Source organism: Streptomyces sp. NPDC040718, from assembly GCF_055593565.1.
The window spans coordinates 404868-424147 of sequence record NZ_JBVIXO010000002.1 but is presented as its reverse complement, the minus strand read 5'-3'; the positions used below and the strand labels follow the sequence as shown (position 1 = coordinate 424147).

The window sequence follows — 19280 nt, the reverse complement described above, 5'->3', positions numbered from 1 at the left end:
AGGAAGCCGGGGGAGGTCGGCGCCGCATGCACGTTTCGCATCTCTCGCTGGCCGACTTCCGCTCGTACGCCCGGGCCGAGGTTCCCCTCGCCCCGGGCGTCACGGCTTTCGTGGGCCCGAACGGCCAGGGCAAGACGAACCTCGTCGAGGCCATCGGCTACCTGGCCACCCTGGGCAGCCACCGCGTCTCCTCGGACGCCCCGCTCGTCCGCATGGGCGCCGACCGGGCGATCATCCGGGCCGCCGTCACCCAGGGCGAACGACAGCAGCTGGTCGAACTCGAACTGAACCCGGGCCGCGCCAACCGCGCCCGCATCAACCGTTCCTCGCAGGTCAGACCCCGTGACGTGCTGGGGATCGTACGCACCGTGCTGTTCGCCCCGGAGGACCTCGCCCTGGTCAAGGGCGACCCCGGCGAGCGGCGCCGCTTCCTCGACGAGCTCGTGACGGCCCGCTCCCCGCGGATGGCGGCCGTCCGCTCCGACTACGAGCGCGTGCTCAAGCAGCGCAACACCCTCCTGAAGTCCGCGGCGATGGCGCGCAGGCACGGCGGCCGCTCCATGGACCTGTCCACCCTCGACGTCTGGGACCAGCACCTCGCGCGCGCCGGCGCCGAGCTCCTCGCCCAGCGCCTCGACCTGATCGCCACCCTGCTGCCGCTCGCCGACAAGGCGTACGAACAGCTCGCGCCCGGCGGCGGCCCGCTCGGGCTGGCGTACAAGTCCTCCGCCGGCGAGCCGGTCGACAGCGGGGCGGCCCGCACCCGCGAGGAGCTCTACGAGGTTCTGCTCGGCGCCCTCACCCAGGTCCGCAAACAGGAGATCGAACGCGGGGTCACCCTGGCCGGCCCGCACCGCGACGACCTCCTGCTGCGCCTGGGCGAACTCCCCGCGAAGGGGTACGCCAGCCACGGCGAGTCCTGGTCGTACGCGCTGGCCCTGCGCCTGGCCTCGTACGAGCTGCTGCGCTCGGAGGGGGCGGAGCCGGTGCTGATCCTGGACGACGTCTTCGCGGAGCTGGACGCGCGCCGCCGCGAGCGGCTCGCGGAACTGGTGTCAGGCGGCGAGCAGGTCCTGGTGACGGCGGCGGTCGACGATGACGTTCCGGGCGTGCTGACGGGCACGCGCTTCGGGGTGTCCGGCGGTGAGGTGACCCGGCTGTGAACGACGGTGAGCGGCACGAGCGCAAGACCCCGGAGCCCTCCGGGGTGGACCTGGCCCGCCAGGCCCTCGCGGCCGCGCGCGAGCAGGCCCGCGCGCGGGGCAACGCGGTGGGCGGGAAGCAGCGCCGGCAGCAGCCCGGGCTGCGCTCGGGGGCCCGCGCCGACGGACGGGACCCGATGCCGCTGATGGCGGCCCTGGACCGGCTGCGCACCGAGCGCGGCTGGGAGATGCCGATCGCGGTGGCCGGGGTGATGGAGCGCTGGGCGGAGATCGTCGGCCCGGAGATCGCGGCGCACTGTGAACCGGAGCGCTACGAGGAACGTGAGCTCCTCGTACGGTGCGACTCCTCGGCCTGGGCCGCGCAGCTGAAGCTGCTGGCCCCGCAGCTGGTGGCGCGGCTCAACGCGGACCTCGGACAGGGCACGGTCCGGCTGATCAAGGTGCAGGGCCCCGGCGGCCGCCCCAAGCGGTACGGGCCGCTGCGGGCCCCGGGCAGCACAGGGCCGGGCGACACCTACGGCTGACCGGTCCGGTCCTGGGGCCGGTGCCGGGACCGAACGGGTTCCGGCCAGCACCGACGGCCCGCGGCGGGCCCGGAAGGAGCCCGCGACGGGCCTCGCACAGCCCTGGCGGGGGCCTCGCGGAGCGCCCTGGGCGGGCCCGGTCGGAGCGCTCCGGCGGGGCCGGAGCGGGTGGCGTCCCTCACGGTAGTGGAAGGTTGACAGGCCGAAGCGCTGGACGCCCGCGTGAGCCTCTTTGAGCCCCTCCCCGAATATGGGGAGTCTCAGAGAGGAGGTTCAGGGCGGCACATGCGGACTCAGGCACCGGCAAACCCCCATTCATGTCAGTGGTACCGGTAGACTGGAAGCAATCCCGCCCGATTCGCGGGGGACACCCGAACAACGCAGACAACGCAGATCGACGCGGCCGCTCCCCGCCGGCGCACACGCTGGTCCGGAGTACGGGCTGCGCTGTGCCAGAAAGGGCGCTTCGTGGCCGATTCCGGCGACTCCAACGAGAAGAATTACGACGCCAGTGCGATCCAGGTCCTCGAGGGCCTGGATGCCGTGCGCAAGCGGCCGGGCATGTACATCGGCTCCACCGGCGAGCGCGGCCTGCACCACCTGGTCCAGGAGGTCGTCGACAACTCGGTCGACGAGGCCATGGCCGGGCACGCGGACACGATCCACGTGACGATCCTCGCCGACGGCGGCGTGCGCGTGGTCGACAACGGCCGCGGCATCCCGGTCGGCATCGTGCCGTCCGAGGGGAAGCCGGCCGTCGAGGTCGTGCTGACCGTCCTGCACGCGGGCGGCAAGTTCGGCGGCGGCGGCTACGCCGTCTCCGGCGGTCTGCACGGCGTCGGTGTGTCCGTCGTGAACGCCCTGTCGACCAAGGTCGCGGTCGAGGTCAAGACGGACGGCTACCGCTGGACCCAGGACTACAAGCTCGGCGTGCCGACGGCCCCGCTGGCCAGGAACGAGGAGACCGACGAGCACGGCACGTCGGTGACGTTCTGGGCCGACGGCGACATCTTCGAGACCACCGAGTACTCCTTCGAGACGCTGTCGCGGCGCTTCCAGGAGATGGCCTTCCTCAACAAGGGCCTGACCCTGACGCTGACCGACGAGCGCGAGTCGGCCAAGGCCACCGCGGACGCCGACAACCCCGACGCGGACGCGCAGGAGCCCAAGGCGCGCACGGTCAAGTACCACTACGAGGGCGGCATCGTCGACTTCGTGACGTACCTGAACTCGCGCAAGGGCGAGCTCATCCACCCGACCGTCATCGACGTCGAGGCCGAGGACAAGGAGCGCATGCTCTCGGTCGAGATCGCGATGCAGTGGAACTCGCAGTACAGCGAGGGCGTCTACTCCTTCGCGAACACGATCCACACGCACGAGGGCGGCACCCACGAGGAGGGCTTCCGCGCGGCGCTGACCGGTCTGGTCAACCGCTACGCGCGGGACAAGAAGCTGCTCCGCGAGAAGGACGACAACCTCGCCGGCGAGGACATCCGCGAGGGTCTGACGGCGATCATCTCGGTCAAGCTGGGCGAGCCCCAGTTCGAGGGCCAGACGAAGACCAAGCTGGGCAACACGGAGGCCAAGACCTTCGTGCAGAAGGTCGTCCACGAGCACCTCAACGACTGGTTCGACCGCAACCCGGTCGAGGCCGCGGACATCGTCCGCAAGGCCATCCAGGCGGCCACGGCCCGCGTCGCGGCCCGCAAGGCCCGCGACCTGACCCGCCGCAAGGGCCTGCTGGAGAGCGCCTCGCTGCCGGGCAAGCTGTCCGACTGCCAGTCGAACGACCCGACCAAGTGCGAGATCTTCATCGTCGAGGGTGACTCCGCCGGCGGCTCCGCGAAGTCCGGCCGCAACCCGATGTACCAGGCCATCCTGCCGATCCGCGGCAAGATCCTGAACGTCGAGAAGGCCCGTATCGACAAGATCCTCCAGAACACCGAGGTCCAGGCGCTGATCAGCGCCTTCGGCACCGGTGTGCACGAGGACTTCGACATCGAGAAGCTCCGCTATCACAAGATCATCCTGATGGCGGACGCCGACGTCGACGGCCAGCACATCAACACCCTGCTGCTGACCTTCCTGTTCCGCTTCATGCGCCCGCTGGTCGAGGCCGGTCACGTGTACCTGTCCCGTCCGCCGCTGTACAAGATCAAGTGGGGTCGCGACGACTTCGAGTACGCGTACTCGGACCGCGAGCGCGACGCCCTGGTCGAGCTCGGCAAGCAGAACGGCAAGCGCATCCGCGAGGACTCGATCCAGCGCTTCAAGGGTCTGGGCGAGATGAACGCCGAGGAACTGCGCGTCACCACCATGGACGTGGACCACCGCGTGCTCGGCCAGGTCACGCTCGACGACGCGGCGCAGGCCGACGACCTGTTCTCGGTGCTGATGGGTGAGGACGTCGAGGCGCGGCGCTCCTTCATCCAGCGCAACGCCAAGGACGTCCGCTTCCTCGACATCTGAGTCGGCCCGACGCTGACCGCCGCCTGAAAGGATTCCTGACCAGCAATGGCCGACGAAACCACCCAACCCGCAAAGAACGCTGAGAACACTGCGGAGGAGCAGCCCGTGCTGCGCATCGAGCCCGTCGGGCTCGAGACGGAGATGCAGCGCTCCTACCTCGACTACGCGATGTCCGTCATCGTCTCCCGCGCGCTGCCCGACGTACGGGACGGCCTCAAGCCCGTCCACCGGCGTGTGCTGTACGCGATGTACGACGGCGGCTACCGGCCCGAGAAGGGCTTCTACAAGTGCGCCCGCGTCGTCGGCGACGTGATGGGCACGTACCACCCGCACGGTGACAGCTCCATCTACGACGCCCTGGTCCGCCTGGCCCAGCCGTGGTCGATGCGCATGCCGCTGGTGGACTCCAACGGCAACTTCGGCTCCCCGGGCAACGACCCGGCCGCCGCCATGCGTTACACCGAGTGCAAGCTCATGCCGCTGGCCATGGAGATGCTCCGGGACATCGACGAGGAGACCGTCGACTTCCAGGACAACTACGACGGCCGCAACCAGGAGCCGACGGTCCTGCCGGCGCGCTTCCCGAACCTGCTGGTCAACGGCTCCGCCGGTATCGCGGTCGGCATGGCCACCAACATCCCGCCGCACAACCTGCGCGAGGTCGCGGCCGGCGCCCAGTGGGCGCTGGAGCACCCGGAGGCCTCGCACGAGGAGCTCCAGGATGCGCTCATCGAGCGGATCAAGGGCCCGGACTTCCCGACCGGCGCCCTCGTCGTGGGCCGCAAGGGCATCGAGGAGGCGTACCGCACCGGTCGCGGCTCCATCACGATGCGCGCGGTGGTCGAGGTCGAGGAGATCCAGAACCGCCAGTGCCTGGTGGTGACGGAGCTGCCGTACCAGACCAACCCGGACAACCTCGCGCAGAAGATCGCCGACCTGGTGAAGGACGGCAAGATCGGCGGTATCGCCGACGTCCGCGACGAGACCTCGTCCCGGACGGGCCAGCGCCTGGTGATCGTGCTCAAGCGCGACGCCGTCGCCAAGGTCGTGCTGAACAACCTGTACAAGCACACCGACCTGCAGACGAACTTCGGCGCGAACATGCTGGCGCTGGTGGACGGCGTGCCGCGCACCCTGTCGATCGACGCGTTCATCCGCCACTGGGTGCAGCACCAGATCGAGGTCATCGTCCGCCGTACGCGCTTCCGTCTGCGCAAGGCGGAGGAGCGGGCCCACATCCTGCGCGGCCTGCTCAAGGCGCTGGACGCGATCGACGAGGTCATCGCCCTCATCCGGCGCAGCAACACGGTCGAGATCGCGCGCGAGGGCCTGATGGGCCTGCTGGAGATCGACGAGATCCAGGCCAACGCGATCCTGGAGATGCAGCTGCGCCGCCTGGCGGCCCTGGAGCGCCAGAAGATCGTCGCCGAGCACGACGAGCTCCAGGCGAAGATCAACGAGTACAACGCGATCCTGGCCTCGCCGGAGAAGCAGCGCTCGATCGTCAGCGAGGAGCTGGCCGCGCTCGTCGAGAAGTTCGGCGACGACCGGCGTTCCAAGCTGGTGCCCTTCGACGGCGACATGTCCATGGAGGACCTGATCGCCGAAGAGGACATCGTCGTCACGATCACGCACGGCGGCTACGTCAAGCGCACCAAGACCGAGGACTACCGCTCGCAGAAGCGCGGCGGCAAGGGCGTGCGCGGCACGAAGCTGAAGCAGGACGACCTGGTCGACCACTTCTTCGTGTCCACCACGCACCACTGGCTGCTGTTCTTCACCAACAAGGGCCGCGTCTACCGGTCCAAGGCGTACGAGCTCCCGGACGCCGGCCGGGACGCGCGCGGGCAGCACGTGGCGAACCTGATGGCCTTCCAGCCGGACGAGAAGATCGCCCAGATCCTCGCGATCCGCGACTACGAGGCGGCGCCCTACCTGATCCTGGCCACCAAGGGCGGCCTGGTGAAGAAGACGGCGCTCAAGGACTACGACTCGCCCCGCTCGGGCGGCGTCATCGCGATCAACCTCCGGGAGACGGAGGACGGCAGCGACGACGAGCTGATCGGCGCCGAGCTGGTGTCCTCCGAGGACGACCTGCTGCTCATCAGCAAGAAGGCGCAGTCGATCCGCTTCACGGCGACCGACGAGGCCCTGCGTCCGATGGGCCGTGCCACTTCGGGCGTGAAGGGCATGAGTTTCCGCGAAGGTGACGAACTGCTCTCGATGAGCGTTGTCCGGCCGGGTACTTTCGTCTTCACCGCCACCGACGGCGGCTACGCGAAGCGGACTGCGGTGGACGAGTACCGCGTCCAGGGCCGTGGCGGTCTGGGCATCAAGGCGGCGAAGATCGTCGAGGACCGCGGTTCGCTGGTCGGGGCCTTGGTGGTCGACGAGTCGGATGAGATCCTCGCCATCACGCTCGGCGGTGGTGTGATCCGCACGCGCGTCAACGAAGTCAGGGAGACCGGCCGTGACACCATGGGCGTCCAGCTGATCAACCTGGGCAAGCGCGATGCCGTGGTCGGCATCGCTCGTAACGCCGAGGCCGGTCAGGAAGCTGACGAGGCCGATGACATCGAGTCAGAGATCGAGGCCGCGGCGGCCGACGCACCGGCCGCCGGGGCGGCCGAGGGCACGGAGCCCTCGGTCGGGGAGCACGAGGAGTAAGTCGTGAGTGGAGCCGCGGGCGCCGGACCGGCCAAGACTGGAGCGAACGGTGCCCGTGGCCCTGCCGCGGACTCCCAGGGGGGAACCGTGACGGACACCCGAGAACCGGAACCCGAGCCGAAGGCGCAGACCAAGACGCAGCCGAAGGCGAAGGACCAGTCCAAGGAGCAGGCCACCGGCCCGGCTGCCAAGGAGCAGGCCAAGGACCAGCCGAAGGGCCAGGTCAAGGACCAGCCGAAGGGCCAGGCCAACCAGGCCAAGGACCAGGCCGGGCAGCCCCAGAAGCCCCCGCAGGCCTACGCGGCGCCCAAGGGCCCGGGCGCGCAGCGCGGGGCCGTCCCGGGGGTGCGTACGGCCCCCAGGACGCGCAAGGCGCGGCTGCGGGTGGCGAAGGCCGACCCGTGGTCCGTGATGAAGGTCAGCTTCCTGCTGTCGATCGCGCTGGGCCTGTGCACGGTCGTCGCGGCGGCGGTGCTGTGGATGGTCATGGACGCCATGGGCATCTTCTCGACCGTCGGCGGCACCATCAGCGAGGCGACCGGCTCGAACGAGGGCAACGGGTTCGACCTCCAGTCGTTCCTGTCGCTGCCGCGCGTGCTGATCTTCACGTCGGTGATCGCGGTGATCGACGTGGTCCTGATGACGGCGTTGGCGACGCTGGGTTCGTTCATCTACAACCTGTCGGCGGGCTTCGTGGGCGGCGTCGAGCTGACGCTGGCCGAGGACGAATGACCGGCTGACTGACCTGCGGGAAAGCCCCGCGGGAGCGGATTTGGGTTCCACTGCGTCTGTGCGCTAATCTTCAGGAGTCAGCGCGCAGGCGCGGAGGGGCTATAGCTCAGTTGGTTAGAGCGCATCCCTGATAAGGATGAGGCCACAGGTTCAAATCCTGTTAGCCCCACAGAGTCGAAGACCCCCAGGCCAAGGCCTGGGGGTCTTCTTCGTTGTGCCGTCCGGGGGAGTCCCAGGTAACCGATCGGTATCGGTCGGTGTGTATTGTTGGCCGCCAGAAGTCCCCAACGTCTACGAAAGACGAGGTCGCGCCGTGAAGAAGCTGCTCCTGGTCGCCCTGGCCGCCATCGGCGGGCTCCTCGTGTACCGCCAGATCCAGGCGGACCGTGCCGAGCAGGACCTGTGGACGGAGGCAACCGACTCCGTGCCCTCTGGTTCCGGTGTGTGAGCCCCACGATTGATTCCATGAAGCCCCGGCTGCCGCTGCTGCCGGGGCTTCGTGCTGTTCCGGGGGCGGGTCCCCGGGCGGATGCGCGGGCCGGTCCGCCGGCGGGAAGTTCGATTACGCAAAGATCTGGCTTGCAGTAGCAATTTCGGGGTGGTTGGGATGGATCGGACACGGCGGACGCCGCTGGCCGGGGCGGCGGCCCTGGGACTGGTGGCCTGGCTGGCCTGGCTCCCCGGGGCGGCGTACGCGGCGCCGGCCGCCGGGCCGTCGGGAGGGCCGTCGGCAGGGGCTCCCGGGGGCGGTGCCCTGCCGCAGTACCGGCGGGCGGACGGCGCCGAGGCGGTACGGGGCGCGCCCTCGACGGCGGACGCCCCGCTGCTGGAGGCCGGCACGCCCTACGAGGACACCCTCGCCCCGGGCGAGCGGGTCTACCGGCTCTCCCTCGACGCCGCCTCCACCGTGTACGTGTCCGCCGTGCTGCGGCCGCCCGCCGGTGCCGAGGTCGGCTACGGGGACGACCTGGAGGTCGAGGTGATGACCAGCGGCGGCCGGTCCTGCCCCGGCAACCCCGGCCGGGCCTCCTTCGGCTACGACCCCGTCCCGCTCGGCGCGGTGGGCCAGCGGCGGCTGGCGGAGGACGCCGAGTGCCAGAGCGCGGGCACGTACTACGCGAAGGTCACCCGGACCGCGGGCAAGGACTCCGACCGGGCCGGGTGGCCGGTGGAGATCATCGTCATGCGCGAGCCGGCCCCGGCCGCCGGCACCGCCCCCACGGCCGCGCCCAGCGTCCGGCCCTCGGCCTCCCCGGCCCTGCCGGGCACGGACCCGGTGGCCCGCACCGGGGGAACCGGCTTCAACGACGCGCGGGCCCTGGGCCCCGGGGTGTGGCGCGACGACCTGCGCCCGGGGCAGACCCGGTTCTACCGGGTGCCGCTGGACTGGGGGCAGCAGCTGGGGATCGGCGCCGAGATCGCCAAGGCGCGGATGACCAAGGACTACGGCTCCGCCTCCAACGGCCTCACCGTCTCGCTGTACAGCCCGTACCGGGGGCTCGTGGACTCCAAGGACACGTCGTACGACGGGAAGCAGGCGGCCGTGACGCTGCCGAGGACCGCGCCGGTGGCCTACGAGAACCGTTTCTCCAGCGCGACCGAGGTGGGGCCGGTACGGCTCGCCGGCTGGTACTACATCGCCGTCACCCTGGGCGGGAAGGTCGGGGAGTTCACCGAGGACGCGACGCCCGTGCCGCTCACGCTGCGGATGGAGGTGACCGGAGGCCCGGCCAAGCCCCCGGGGTACAAGGAGAGCCTGGCCGCCGCCGGGTTCGGGGTCGGCGAGGCCGACCGGACCGCCGCGAAGGAGGGGCTCACCGCCCCGGAGGCGGCGGCCGCGCGGGACGACGCCTCGGCCATGCGGCTCGTGGCCGGGGCCGGCTTCGGCACGGGGACGGCACTGCTGCTCGTGCTCGGGGTCTGGACCCTGCTGGCCCGACGCGGCGGGGCCGCGGGCCGCACCCCCTAGAACCGCGTCAGGGCCCAGACGCCGACCGCGAAGCACAGCAGGGCGGCGGTGAGGATGCCGGCGGCGACCTTCGCCGGGGGCGGGGCGATCCCGCCGGGCCGGGGCGCCCGCGGAGCCGGAGCCGGGGGTACGGCCTGCGGTGCGGCGGTGGCGGCCTGCGGGGTGGCGTACGCGGTGGGTGCGCCGGCGGTGGGCGTGCCCGCGGTGGGTGCGCCGGCGGTGGGCGTGCCCGCGGTGGCCGTGCCGGCGGGGTACGCGGTGGGCGTGCCCGCGGTGGCGGGCCGCGCGGCGGGGTGAGCGGCCGGCACGGGCCGCGCGGCGGGGGTGGGCGGGGCCAGGTGGAAGCCGCTCGTGGCCGGCGCCCCGGCGGGCTCCGCGGGACCGTACGCGGCCGACGGAGGACCGAAACCCACCGGCGGTGCGGATGAGGCGATTTCAGGCCCCTGGGGGCCGAAACCGGCCGGAAGCGGACCGAGTTGGTCGGACACCTCGACCGGATACTCGTCCGACGCGGCGTCGGGCAGCAACTGGACGGCCTCGGCAAGGGCCTTGCGCGCCCCTGTGGCGGTCCGGAACCGGTTGTCGGGGTCCGGGTGCAGGAGGTTCGAGATCACGCCCCACAGGGGCGTGGGGACGCCTTCGGGGGCGTCGGGGGTGCCGTGCGCCCTGAACTGCTCCACCAGCGCCTGCGAATCGGGCTTGCGGCCCCACAGCAGGTACAGGGCGACCAGGCCGACGGCGAAGAGGTCGGCGGGGAAGTCGGGCTCGGCGCCCGCCAGTTGTTCCGGGGCGAAATAGCCGGGCGTGCCGACGACGTAGTCGGTCTCCGTGAGCCGGGGCTCGCCCTTGCGCATGGAGATCCCGAAGTCGGACAGCCGCAGGTGCGGCCGCCCGGTTCCGGTGGCCTCCATCAGGATGTTGGCCGGTTTGATGTCGCGGTGGACGACGCCTTCCGCGTGCACCGCCGCCAGCCCCGACAGGAGCTGGTCGAGCAGCACGCACACGAAACGGGGCGGCAGCGGCCCGTAGTCCCCGATCACATGGGCCAGGGAGCCGCCGGCGACGAGGTCCATGGTGAACAGGACCTTGTCGTCGTCCGCCGCCCAGCTGGCGGGGGCCAGGACGTGCGGGTGGTCGATGCGCAGGGCCTGCTCGCGCACGAAGCGCAGGAGCATGTGGGCATCGCCCTGGAGGAGGACCTTCGCGGCGACGTACTTGCGGCGGCGCTGGTCCCAGGCCCGCCAGACTGCGCCCGCGCCGCCCCGCCCGATCGGGTCGACCAGCTCGTACCTGCCGGCGAAGACCTCACCCATCGCTGCGCCCGTCCCCCGTCACCCGCGTGTGTCAGTTCTGGTGGGCCTCGTAGTGGGACACCGCCTCGGAGGTGCGGCCCGCCCCGTAGACCCGGAGGAACTCTGCCAGTTCCGGATGGGTGGGTGCGAGCGTGTCCGCCGCCTCGATGATGTCGCCGGCCGCGGCGACCGAGCGGAGCAGCGACTGGATCTCGCGGACGACCCGCTTGACGGTGGGGGCGCCGGAGCCGGTGCTGGTCTGGCTGCTGCTGCTGAGGACGGAGCCGCCCTGGGTGTTCTTGATCTCGTCCATCCGGTCGGTGGCCTCGGCGGCGCTGACGCTGCCGTCGGCCACCTGGCCCGCGAGGTCCTGGAGGGCCTGGACCCGCTGGACCACTGCCGGGTTGCCGATCTTGGCGCGCTGCCCGCTCATCAGCTGGGACAGCATCGGCGCCGAAAGCCCGAGCACGGCAGCGAGGCGGGCCTGGTTGAGACCGAGGTCGTCTATGAGCCGCCGGAACAGCGCGCCGAGCGGCTCCCCGTACCAACTGCGCTGGAGTTCCCTGGCTCTGGCCGTGGCCTCCTGCTGTACTGCGTCCACTCTTCCTACTCCCCTTCGCTGGTGCGAACCTCGCGAGCATCTTACGGAGCGTGGTCGCGGGGCGGGAGTCCCTATCATTTTGCGGGATGCGGGGGTGCACCGGGTACTCTGTCCTGCGGAACGGACGCTCCCCGCCGGGGGGTCTCCGCGTCCAGTTGCTCGGGGCCTTAGCTCAGTTGGTAGAGCGCTGCCTTTGCAAGGCAGATGTCAGGAGTTCGAATCTCCTAGGCTCCACTTCGGAAAGACCCCCTGACCAGCGGGAACGCTGGTCAGGGGGTCTTTTTTCGTTTGCCCCGGAGCGGGCGGTCGGCTTCGCCGCGCCGCCGGGGGAGGCCCCGCCCGGACCGGCGTGCCCGGGGGCGGTGACCGCGCCCGTCCCCCGTACGGCCCAGTCACCCGGCCGTTCGGCGGAGGGTGGACGAGAGTGGTGGGAGGCAATGAGGCCAGGGGGCAACAGCACGCCGGAGGCGCACGCGATGGGACTCTTCGATTTCCTGAAGTCGGACAAGAAGAAGGAACACGAGGCCGCGGAGAAGGCGAAACGGGAGATGGAGCGGCAGGGGCCGAAGACGGGATCCGACATGGGATCCAAGTACGCGGACTCCTACGCGGACGCCGCCTCCGCCACCAAGGCGGCCGCCGAGCGGATGGCCGCCGCCGCTCCGCCCAAGGCGGCGCCGCCGCCGGCGTCCAAGCCCGTGGCGCCCGCCACGCCGAGCCCCACCTCGGCGGCGCACAAGGCCGTGCCGGTGTCGCCGAAGCAGGCACCGAAGCCGGCGCCGGCCGCCAAGAAGCGCACGTACACCGTCAAGCCGGGCGACTCGCTCTCCGCGATCGCCCGCCGTGAGCTGGGCAACGAAGCCCGCTGGCGCGAGCTGTACGCCATGAACCGGGGCGTGGTCGGCTCCAACCCGGACCTCATCCGGCCGGGGATGGTGCTGACCCTGCCCGGCTAGCAGCCGACGCCGTGCACGAGGGGCCCGGATCCACCTGCGGATCCGGGCCCCTCGTGCGCGCGTCGTGCGTCAGGCGTCCTTGCCGTTGCTCGCCTCGCGCTCCTTCGCCGCCAGCTCGTCGTCGAAGCTCGCCGGCGCGGCGTCCTGCGCGGACAGCTCGGTGGCCGCCGGGGGCTCCACCAGCCAGTCCGGGTTCGACTGCTGGTCCCACCACTTCCACGCCGCGAAGGCGCCGCCCGCCAGGAGCCCGACCAGCGCGGCCCCCTTCACCCAGCGGCCGCACCGCGCCCTGCGCTCGTGCCGCCGCACCAGGCGCTGCACCTCCTTCGCCGACACCTGGCCGCGCAGCGCCGCGAGGGCGGCCGTGGAGCGGGACGCGGCCTCCTCGGCCACCGGCCGGCTCGCCGCGAGGGCGCTCTCGAACCGGGGCGCCGTGTAGTCGGCCGCCTGGCGCGCGGCGAGGCGCGTGTGGTGGACGGCCTTCACCGCCGCCCGGTCCACGTTCGGGGGCACGTGCGTGCGCGCGGCCTGCATCCTCGGATGAAGGTGGTTGTCGTACGCCGCGCGCGCGTGCAGCGAGGCCTGGCAGGCCGCCTGGGAGACCTTGGGCGCCAGCCGCTCGTTCGCCTCGTGGGCGTAGTGCGCGGCCGTGTCCATGGCGGTCTCTGCGTACGGAGCCACCACTTCCGCTGCGTGCTTCACGGCGTCCCTGGCGTTTTCGGCGGCCAGGCGCACGCTGTCCTTGCGGGTCACGGGATCCTCCTCCTCGGTGGCGGACACGGTTCACCTTTCCACCCTTTGTCGGATCATGCCTGCCATAGCGCCGCCCACGCATGCGCGACAGGGCATACGGGTGGAGGATTTCCGTGGCCTTCCGCCCTCCGTGGGAGGATCGGGGCCGACAGTGATGACTATGGAAGGCAGATCCGTGGCCGAGAAGCTCTACGCCACCCTGAAGACCAACCACGGCGACATCGAGATCGAGCTGCTGGAGAACTTCGCTCCGAAGACCGTCCGCAACTTCGTGGAGCTCGCCACGGGCAAGCGTGAGTGGACCCGTCCCACCGACGGCCAGAAGACCACGGCCCCGCTCTACGACGGCACCGTCTTCCACCGCGTCATCAGCGGCTTCATGATCCAGGGCGGCGACCCGCTCGGCAACGGCACCGGCGGCCCCGGCTACCAGTTCGCCGACGAGTTCCACCCCGACCTGGCCTTCACCAAGCCCTACCTGCTGGCCATGGCCAACGCCGGCCCGGGCACGAACGGCTCGCAGTTCTTCATCACGGTCGCCCCGACGGCCTGGCTGACCCGCAAGCACAGCATCTTCGGCGAGGTCACCGACGCGGCCAGCCGCAAGGTCGTCGACGCCATCGCCTCCGGCGCCACCAACCCGCGCACCGAGCGGCCGCTCGACGACGTGATCATCCAGTCGGTCTCCGTCGAGCGTCGCTGACCGCCGGGACGGCGGGGCGGGAACCTTCGGGCCCCGCCCGTCCGTACTCGATGTGTACCGGACCCGCGGGGCGCGGGCCCCGTCACGCCGCCGATCGAGGGGACCGATGGACACCGACCGCCTGCCGGGCTGCTACCGCCACCCGGACCGTGACACGGGGATCAGCTGCACCCGCTGCGAGCGGCCCATCTGCCCCGAGTGCATGATCAGCGCCTCGGTCGGCTTCCAGTGCCCCGACTGCGTCCGGGGCGGCTCCGGTACCGGGCACTCCCCCGCGGCCAACGCCCCGCGCACGGTCGCGGGCGGGCTGGTGGCCGCCGATCCCCAGCTCGTCACCAAGATCCTCATCGGGATCAACGCGGCGGTGTTCCTCGCCGTACTGGCGATGCCCGGGCTGGCCGTGAGCCTGGAGCTGCTCGGCCGCTACGCGGAGTACTACGGGGCGCCCGTGGAGGGGATCTCCACGGGGCAGTACCACCGGCTGCTGACCTCGGTGTTCCTGCACGTCGAGTGGTGGCACATCTTCGGCAACATGCTCGCCCTGTGGGTGATCGGCGGCCCGCTGGAGGCCGCCCTGGGCCGCGTCCGCTACCTCGCGCTCTACCTGCTGTCCGGGCTGGGCGGCAGCGCCCTCGTCTACCTGCTGACCGCGCCGAACACCCCGACCCTCGGCGCCTCAGGCGCCGTCTGCGGCCTGCTCGGCGCCACGGTGGTCCTCGCCCGCCGGCTCCGCTACGAGATGCGGCCCGTGCTGGTCACGCTCGGGCTGATGCTGCTGATCACCTTCGTGCCGTTCGGCGGGCTGTCGGTGTCCTGGCAGGCCCACATCGGCGGCCTGGTGACCGGCGCGCTGGTCGCCCTGGGCCTGCTCGTGCCCGCCGCGGGCCGCAAGCGGGCGTTCGTCCAGACGGCGGCCTGCGCGGCGGTGTTCCTGCTGGCCGTGGCGGCGATCATCGTCCGGACAGCCGAACTCACCTGATCACACCGGCGTCAACTCTCCACAGAGTTATCCACAGATCTTCTGTCTTTTCCTCAGGTGTGGATGACGCTGTGGATAACTCATGGGGAGAGCTTGCGCCGCTCGGCTATCCGGGTATAGCGCCCGGCGCTACTTCCACTGGGTGGAGACGCCGAAACCGGCCGCGATGAAGCCGAAGCCGACCACGATGTTCCAGTTGCCCAGTGCCTCCACCGGCATCTGGGTGTCGGTCACGTAGAAGACCACGATCCACGCGAGACCGATGAGGAAGAAGGCCAGCATGACCGGGGCGACCCAGCTGCGGTTCGTCAGCCTGATCGCCTGCGCCTGCTTCGCCGGCGGCGGCGTGTAGTCGTCCTTCTTGCGGGTACGTGACTTCGGCACGAGGGGCTCTCCTGTCGACGCGCTGGGGACCTTGCCTGCCCCGGGCGTCCGTTAGCGTAGTGGACCTCTGGCGTTGAAGGAGAAGGGTACGTTGAGCAATTCCGACGACTCCTCCACGGGTGCGCGCCGCCGGGCCAGGCCCGTCCGGCTGCTGACGGCCGCCGTCTTCGCCCTCGCCGGCCTCATCTTCGTCACCAGCTTCAACACCTCCAAGGGTACGAACATCCGGACGGACGCCTCGCTCCTGAAGCTGTCCGACCTCATCCACGAGCGCAGCGCCAAGAACGCCGAGCTGGAGAAGACCGCCGCCGCCGCGCGCGCCCAGGTCGACGCCCTCGCCGAGCGCGACAACGGCAGCACCAAGGCCGAGGAGGCCAAGCTCGCCGCCCTGCGCGTCGCCTCGGGCACCGAGGAGCTCACCGGCCGCGGCCTGACGGTCACCCTCAACGACGCGCCGCCGAACGCCACCGCCCGCGTCCCCGGCGTCCCCGAACCGCAGCCCAACGACCTGGTGATCCACCAGCAGGACCTCCAGGCCGTGGTGAACGCGCTGTGGCTGGGCGGGGCCGAGGGCATCGAGGTCATGGGCCAGCGGCTGATCGCCACCAGCGCGGTGCGCTGCGTCGGCAACACCCTGATCCTCCAGGGCCGGGTGTACTCGCCCCCCTACAAGGTCTCCGCCGTCGGCGACCCGGGCGCGTTGCGCAAGGCCCTGAACGCCTCCCCCGCCATCCAGAACTACCAGCTGTACGTCAACGCGTACGGGCTCGGCTGGAAAGTGGACGAGGAGAAGCGGCTGACACTGCCCGGCTACTCCGGCACAGTGGACCTCCACTATGCGAAGCCGCTGGAGTCCGCCGCGTCCTGACGTCGTACTGCGCCTGGTGGTACGGACGTTCAGCGAGGTGTGCCTGACGGCCGGGACGCTGATCGTGCTGTTCACGGCGTACGTACTGCTGTGGACCGGGGTCAAGGCCCACCGCGCCGCGGAGGCCGAGCGCGACCGGCTGCGCGACCGCTGGGCGGCGTCCGCCCCCGCCGCGGCCCCCCTCCCCGGTGGCGCGCCCGCCCCGGCGCGGCAGGAGCCGGCGCCCTACGAACCCGGGCGGGCCTTCGCAGAGCTGTACGTGCCCCGCTTCGGCAAGGACTGGAGCAGGCCGGTCCTGGAGGGCACGGACCCCGAACCGCTGAAGAAGGGCCTGGGCCACTACACCGGCTCCGCCCGCCCCGGAGGCGACGGCAACTTCGCGGTGGCCGGGCACCGGCGCACCTACGGCGACCCCTTCAAGGACATCCCCGAGCTGCGCCCCGGGGACACCGTGACCGTCCGGGACGCCACCGGCCGGTACACCTACACCGTCCGGGCCGCGCCGCTGCGGATACTGCCAACCGAGACCGGGGTGGTCGCCCCGGTGCCCCGCCGGTCCCCCTTCGCCACCCCCGGCAAATACCTCACCCTCACCACCTGCGATCCCGAATGGGGACACAGCCACCGGCTGGTCGTCTGGGCGGAGCTCACCGGCACCGCGCCCGCGGGCGCCGCCGGAAGCGGGTGATTGCCCCGCTGACCCCCGCCGCGGGGCCCCGGGCCCTTAGGCTGTTGCGGTACCGCCCCCGCGGTACGAGGAACGAACGTGGACGACGAAGGAAACGGACGCAATGTACGGCTGGATCTGGCGGCATCTGCCGGGCAACGCGTGGGTGCGCGCGCTGATCTCCCTCGTACTGGTCCTGGCGGTGGTGTTCGTGCTGTTCCAGTACGTGTTCCCGTGGGCCGAGCCGCTCCTTCCGTTCAACGATGTGACGGTGGACGAGGGATCGGGAGCCACTCCGTGAGCGCGCGCATTCTGGTTGTCGACAACTACGACAGCTTTGTCTTCAATCTGGTCCAGTACCTCTACCAGCTCGGGGCCGAATGCGAGGTGCTGCGCAACGACGAGGTGGAGCTCGCGCACGCACAGGACGGCTTCGACGGCGTCCTGCTCTCGCCCGGCCCCGGCACGCCGGAAGAGGCGGGCGTCTGCGTGGACATGGTCCGGCACTGCGCCGACACGGGCGTACCGGTCTTCGGCGTCTGCCTCGGCATGCAGTCCATGGCGGTCGCCTACGGGGGCGTCGTGGACCGAGCCCCCGAGCTGCTGCACGGCAAGACCTCACCCGTGGTCCACGAGGGGCTCGGCGTCTTCGCCGGACTGCCGTCGCCGTTCACCGCGACCCGCTACCACTCGCTCGCGGCCGAGCCGGCGACCCTGCCCGACGTGCTGGAGGTGACCGCGCGTACCGAGGACGGGATCATCATGGGCCTGCGGCACCGGGAGCACGACGTGGAGGGCGTCCAGTTCCACCCCGAGTCGGTGCTGACCGAGTGGGGCCACCGGATGCTCGCGAACTGGCTCGTGCGCTGCGGTGACGCCGGAGCCGTCGAGCGGTCGGTGGGGCTGGCCCCGGTGGTGGGCAAGGCCGTCGCGTGACGGCGGTCGCGCCGTCCGCGCCCAGCGAGGGCCGGGCCGCGCGGCGCAAGGCAGCCCAGGAGGCCGCGAAGCGCTCGCACGCGCGCGCCCGCAGGCGCGGCGGCGGACGGGGCCGCAGGCGGGCCCGGCCGCGCTCCGGCGGGGCGGTGGTGGTGCTCAGCAGGGCCGCCGGCGAGCTGTTCATCACCGCCGGCGTGGTGATGCTGCTCTTCGTCACCTACCAGCTCTGGTACACGAACGTCCTGGCGGAACGGGCGGCCGACGGGGCCGCGGGCTCGCTCCAGCAGACCTGGGAGCACCCGCCGGGGGCGGGCGCGCCGCCGCCGGTGGCCGCCTTCGAGCCCGGCCAGGGCTTCGCGATCCTGCACATCCCGAAGCTGGACCTGAAAGTGCCGGTGGCCGAGGGGATCAGCAAGGCGAAGGTCCTCGACAAGGGTATGGCCGGCCACTACGGCGAGGGGGCGCTGAAGACGGCGATGCCCTCCGACAAGCAGGGGAACTTCGCGGTCGCCGGACACCGCAACACCCACGGGGAACCGTTCCGCTACATCAACCGGCTGGTGCCGGGGGACGCGATCGTCGTGGAGACCCGGGACGCCTACTACACGTACCAGATGACCTCCGTGCTCCCGCAGACCCCGCCGGCGAACGTGGCGGTGATCAAGCCGGTGCCGGAGGGCTCCGGATTCACCGGACCGGGCCGCTACATCACGCTGACGACCTGCACCCCGGAGTTCACCAGCACCTACCGGATGATCGTATGGGGCAGGATGACCGATGAACGCCCCCGAAACCAGGGCGCCCCGCCCGCGCTGACCAGCTCGTAAGGACGAACCCGCAGTGTCTCGTGCCCGCCGCCGTTCCGCACCGCCGCCCGCCGACCGCAGTGTGATCGCCGGGGCCCTGAGCCTGCTGGGAGAGCTCCTGATCACGGTGGGCCTGGTCCTGGGCCTGTTCGTGGCGTACTCGCTCTGGTGGACCAACGTCCTCGCCGACCGGCAGGCCTCGGCGCGCGGCGACGAGATCCGCCAGCGCTGGGGCAGCCCCTCGCCCTCGGCGAGCGGTCCCGTGCAGCCGGGTGCCCTGGACACCGGGGACGGGGTCGGCTTCCTGCACGTGCCCGCGATGAAGAACGGCGAGGTGCTGGTCAAGGAGGGCACCGCGCCGGACGTGCTGAACGACGGCGTGGCCGGGTACTACCTGGATCCCGTGAAGTCCGCGCTGCCCTGGGACGACAAGGGCAACTTCGCGCTGGCCGCGCACCGCGACGGGCACGGGGCGAAGTTCCACAACATCGACAAGGTGAAGAACGGCGACGCGATCGTCTTCGAGACCAAGGACACCTGGTACGTCTACAAGGTCTTCGCCGAACTGGCCCAGACCTCGAAGTACAACACGGACGTGATCAACCCGGTCCCGAAGCAGTCGGGGAAGACCGCCCCGGGCCGCTACATCACGCTGACGACCTGCACCCCGGTCTACACCTCGAAGTACCGCTACATCGTCTGGGGCGAGCTGGTGCGGACGGAGAAGGTGGACGCCAAGCGCACCAAGCCGGCGGAGCTGCGCTGAGGGGGATCCCCCCAGCCGTTTGTTTCACGTGAAACGGGCCCGGGC

At 71.2% G+C, this 19280-nt stretch carries 19 protein-coding genes, 2 tRNA genes and 1 pseudogene; 18 read left to right on the top strand and 4 right to left on the bottom strand.

Annotated elements, in window-relative coordinates:
* The first annotated feature begins 26 nt into the window (after nucleotides 1-26).
* The 8 genes from recF to ACZ597_RS07355 all read left to right on the top strand — a co-directional run bounded on the left by recF (nucleotide 27) and on the right by ACZ597_RS07355 (nucleotide 9524).
* Nucleotides 27-1163, top strand: coding sequence for a DNA replication/repair protein RecF (gene recF / locus ACZ597_RS07390; protein ID WP_471326156.1), 1137 nt, complete (start codon nucleotides 27-29; stop codon nucleotides 1161-1163).
* Nucleotides 1160-1687, top strand: coding sequence for a DciA family protein (locus ACZ597_RS07385; protein ID WP_471326153.1), 528 nt, complete (start codon nucleotides 1160-1162; stop codon nucleotides 1685-1687). Before recF ends, ACZ597_RS07385 begins: the two co-directional genes overlap by 4 nt.
* A 447-nt stretch (nucleotides 1688-2134) precedes the next feature.
* Complete coding sequence (gyrB, locus tag ACZ597_RS07380; protein WP_471326797.1) at nucleotides 2135-4156, top strand: DNA topoisomerase (ATP-hydrolyzing) subunit B; 2022 nt, start codon at nucleotides 2135-2137, stop codon at nucleotides 4154-4156.
* 45 nt (nucleotides 4157-4201) lie between these two features.
* Entirely contained in the window at nucleotides 4202-6823 is a 2622-nt protein-coding gene (gene gyrA / locus ACZ597_RS07375; protein ID WP_471326150.1) for a DNA gyrase subunit A, read from the top strand.
* Between the two features lie 3 nt (nucleotides 6824-6826).
* On the top strand, nucleotides 6827-7555 hold the full coding sequence (locus ACZ597_RS07370; protein ID WP_471326147.1) for a DUF3566 domain-containing protein: 729 nt from the start codon (nucleotides 6827-6829) through the stop codon (nucleotides 7553-7555).
* Between the two features lie 95 nt (nucleotides 7556-7650).
* Nucleotides 7651-7724, top strand: a tRNA-Ile gene (locus ACZ597_RS07365).
* 144 nt (nucleotides 7725-7868) lie between these two features.
* Complete coding sequence (locus ACZ597_RS07360; RefSeq protein WP_208809277.1) at nucleotides 7869-8003, top strand: DLW-39 family protein; 135 nt, start codon at nucleotides 7869-7871, stop codon at nucleotides 8001-8003.
* 159 nt (nucleotides 8004-8162) lie between these two features.
* Complete coding sequence (locus ACZ597_RS07355; RefSeq protein ID WP_471326144.1) at nucleotides 8163-9524, top strand: hypothetical protein; 1362 nt, start codon at nucleotides 8163-8165, stop codon at nucleotides 9522-9524.
* Here the strand turns inward: ACZ597_RS07355 and ACZ597_RS07350 are convergent.
* Nucleotides 9521-10837, bottom strand: coding sequence for a serine/threonine-protein kinase (locus ACZ597_RS07350; protein WP_471326142.1), 1317 nt, complete (start codon nucleotides 10835-10837; stop codon nucleotides 9521-9523). The genes ACZ597_RS07355 and ACZ597_RS07350 overlap by 4 nt on opposite strands.
* Nucleotides 10838-10868: 31 nt before the next feature.
* Nucleotides 10869-11417, bottom strand: coding sequence for a DNA-binding protein (locus ACZ597_RS07345; RefSeq protein WP_471326139.1), 549 nt, complete (start codon nucleotides 11415-11417; stop codon nucleotides 10869-10871).
* A 161-nt stretch (nucleotides 11418-11578) separates the two neighbouring features.
* On the opposite strand from ACZ597_RS07345, the gene ACZ597_RS07340 reads away from it, so the two are divergent.
* Nucleotides 11579-11651 (top strand) — tRNA-Ala (locus ACZ597_RS07340).
* A 242-nt stretch (nucleotides 11652-11893) separates the two neighbouring features.
* The gene (locus ACZ597_RS07335) at nucleotides 11894-12373 is read left to right on the top strand and encodes a LysM peptidoglycan-binding domain-containing protein (protein ID WP_471326136.1); all 480 of its coding nucleotides are present in this window, start codon (nucleotides 11894-11896) and stop codon (nucleotides 12371-12373) included.
* 69 nt (nucleotides 12374-12442) lie between these two features.
* On the opposite strand, the gene ACZ597_RS07330 is transcribed toward ACZ597_RS07335, so the two are convergent.
* A complete protein-coding gene (locus ACZ597_RS07330) occupies nucleotides 12443-13153 on the bottom strand; it encodes a DUF5324 family protein (RefSeq protein WP_471326133.1) in 711 nt (236 codons plus the stop codon).
* 148 nt (nucleotides 13154-13301) lie between these two features.
* Between ACZ597_RS07330 and ACZ597_RS07325 the strand changes: the two genes are divergently transcribed.
* Together ACZ597_RS07325 and ACZ597_RS07320 are read left to right on the top strand one after the other, a co-directional pair.
* Nucleotides 13302-13829, top strand: a complete 528-nt coding sequence (locus ACZ597_RS07325) for a peptidylprolyl isomerase (RefSeq protein ID WP_469114014.1) — start codon at nucleotides 13302-13304, stop codon at nucleotides 13827-13829.
* 106 nt (nucleotides 13830-13935) lie between these two features.
* Nucleotides 13936-14808 carry a rhomboid family intramembrane serine protease gene (locus tag ACZ597_RS07320; RefSeq protein WP_471326130.1) on the top strand — a complete coding sequence of 291 codons (873 nt, stop codon included), beginning with the start codon at nucleotides 13936-13938 and terminating at the stop codon, nucleotides 14806-14808.
* A 129-nt stretch (nucleotides 14809-14937) separates the two neighbouring features.
* Here ACZ597_RS07320 and crgA read toward each other — a convergent pair whose 3' ends face one another.
* Nucleotides 14938-15192, bottom strand: coding sequence for a cell division protein CrgA (gene crgA, locus ACZ597_RS07315; protein ID WP_469113869.1), 255 nt, complete (start codon nucleotides 15190-15192; stop codon nucleotides 14938-14940).
* 91 nt (nucleotides 15193-15283) lie between these two features.
* Here crgA and ACZ597_RS07310 point away from each other — a divergent pair, with 91 nt between their 5' ends.
* The 6 genes and pseudogenes from ACZ597_RS07310 (at nucleotide 15284) to ACZ597_RS07285 (ending at nucleotide 19235) form a co-directional block, all read left to right on the top strand.
* Nucleotides 15284-16060: a DUF881 domain-containing protein gene (locus tag ACZ597_RS07310; RefSeq protein ID WP_471326127.1), complete on the top strand. Its 777-nt coding sequence runs from the start codon at nucleotides 15284-15286 to the stop codon at nucleotides 16058-16060.
* Nucleotides 16029-16748: a class E sortase gene (locus ACZ597_RS07305; RefSeq protein WP_471326124.1), complete on the top strand. Its 720-nt coding sequence runs from the start codon at nucleotides 16029-16031 to the stop codon at nucleotides 16746-16748. The genes ACZ597_RS07310 and ACZ597_RS07305 overlap by 32 nt, the downstream gene beginning before the upstream one ends.
* Before the next feature lie 103 nt (nucleotides 16749-16851).
* Nucleotides 16852-17028: a hypothetical protein gene (locus tag ACZ597_RS07300; RefSeq protein ID WP_030011120.1), complete on the top strand. Its 177-nt coding sequence runs from the start codon at nucleotides 16852-16854 to the stop codon at nucleotides 17026-17028.
* Nucleotides 17025-17663 (top strand): aminodeoxychorismate/anthranilate synthase component II, encoded by a 639-nt coding sequence (locus tag ACZ597_RS07295; protein WP_125595746.1) that lies wholly within the window; start codon nucleotides 17025-17027, stop codon nucleotides 17661-17663. Before ACZ597_RS07300 ends, ACZ597_RS07295 begins: the two co-directional genes overlap by 4 nt.
* Nucleotides 17648-18490: pseudogene (locus tag ACZ597_RS07290) on the top strand (class E sortase); the annotation flags it as partial. The gene ACZ597_RS07295 and the pseudogene ACZ597_RS07290, both read left to right, overlap by 16 nt.
* A gap of 13 nt (nucleotides 18491-18503) precedes the next feature.
* Complete coding sequence (locus ACZ597_RS07285; RefSeq protein WP_471326122.1) at nucleotides 18504-19235, top strand: class E sortase; 732 nt, start codon at nucleotides 18504-18506, stop codon at nucleotides 19233-19235.
* Nucleotides 19236-19280 lie beyond the last annotated feature (45 nt).

Coding starts and splice junctions, on each gene's coding strand:
- recF (WP_471326156.1), top strand. CDS start 27: ATGCACGTTTCGCATCTCTCGCTGGCCGACTTCCGCTCGTACGCCCGG.
- gyrA (WP_471326150.1), top strand. CDS start 4,202: ATGGCCGACGAAACCACCCAACCCGCAAAGAACGCTGAGAACACTGCG.
- ACZ597_RS07355 (WP_471326144.1), top strand. CDS start 8,163: ATGGATCGGACACGGCGGACGCCGCTGGCCGGGGCGGCGGCCCTGGGA.
- ACZ597_RS07350 (WP_471326142.1), bottom strand. CDS start 10,837: ATGGGTGAGGTCTTCGCCGGCAGGTACGAGCTGGTCGACCCGATCGGG.
- ACZ597_RS07335 (WP_471326136.1), top strand. CDS start 11,894: ATGGGACTCTTCGATTTCCTGAAGTCGGACAAGAAGAAGGAACACGAG.
- ACZ597_RS07320 (WP_471326130.1), top strand. CDS start 13,936: ATGGACACCGACCGCCTGCCGGGCTGCTACCGCCACCCGGACCGTGAC.
- ACZ597_RS07305 (WP_471326124.1), top strand. CDS start 16,029: ATGCGAAGCCGCTGGAGTCCGCCGCGTCCTGACGTCGTACTGCGCCTG.
- ACZ597_RS07300 (WP_030011120.1), top strand. CDS start 16,852: ATGTACGGCTGGATCTGGCGGCATCTGCCGGGCAACGCGTGGGTGCGC.